The sequence below is a fragment of the Sphingobium phenoxybenzoativorans genome (genome assembly GCF_001757355.1).
GTDB classification, from domain to species: Bacteria; Pseudomonadota; Alphaproteobacteria; order Sphingomonadales; family Sphingomonadaceae; genus Sphingobium; species Sphingobium phenoxybenzoativorans.
This window is the reverse complement of the sequence record NZ_MINO01000191.1, coordinates 1-918: the sequence shown is the minus strand read 5'-3', so window position 1 is coordinate 918 and position 918 is coordinate 1. Positions and strand designations below refer to the sequence as shown.

Here is a 918-nt window from a genome sequence, read left to right as displayed (position 1 = left end):
CTCGTCGGCCCGCCCAACCCGGTGTTGAACGGCGCAGTCCGCGCGGCGCAGGGCAAGGGCGTCACGATCGTCGCCGCCGTCGGCAATGACGGCCCCGCCGCCCCGCCCGCCTATCCCGCTTCCTGGCCAGGCGTGATCGCCGTCACCGGCGTCGACGGCCGCGACCGCGCGCTGCTGGAGGCGGGCAAGTCGCTCCATCTCGATTTCGCCGCGCCGGGCGCGGACATGTTCGCCGCCGATATGAAGGGCAATGCGGCCAGGGTGCGCGGCACCTCTTTCGCCGCGCCGCTGGTCGCTGCGCGCCTGCATGGCGCGGGCAGTCTTTCCGCCCTTTCCAGGGAAGCGAAGGACCTGGGCAAAAAGGGACCGGACGCCATCTATGGCCGGGGCCTTATCTGCGGATCATGCAGAAATAATCGATAATTATCAAATATTTATAAGATATTTTCATATGATCGGGATTAAACCCGCCCTGCCTTCCGTTCCCAACACAGACCTGTTTGACGGAAGGAATTTCTCATGAAGCGCAACAACCTGACCACCCTCGCATTCCTCATCGCCTTTGCGGCGTCCACGCCGGCTTCCGCCCAGCTTCTGGGCGGCGGGGGCGGCCTGATGGGCGGCGGCGGACTTGGCGGCAGCCTCGGCGGCCTTTCGGGATCGCTGAACGGCACGCTGGGCGGCGAAGGGTCGCTCGGCCTCGACCGCAGCGTCGATCTGCGCAATGGCTCGGTCAATGGTTCGGCCACCGGTTCCGGCAAGGGCAGCGGATCGGCCACTGGCGCCGCGACCCGCAGCGGCCGCACCAAGAGCGCATCGGCCAATGGCAACGCCTCCGGTTCGGGCAATGCCGCCCTCGGCCTCGACACGTTGGGCACAAGCGATGTCCGCAATGCCGTGGGCGGCGTCCGCGATACG

The 918-nt window shown here is 67.0% G+C and carries 1 protein-coding gene and 1 pseudogene; both read left to right on the top strand.

The genetic code is table 11. The features are described from left to right. A partial coding sequence (locus BHQ40_RS24790) for a S8 family serine peptidase (RefSeq protein ID WP_171905970.1) occupies positions 1–423 on the top strand: 423 nt, incomplete at its 5' end. A gap of 96 nt (positions 424–519) precedes the next feature. Further along, a pseudogene (locus BHQ40_RS24785) lies at positions 520–918 on the top strand (hypothetical protein); the annotation flags it as partial.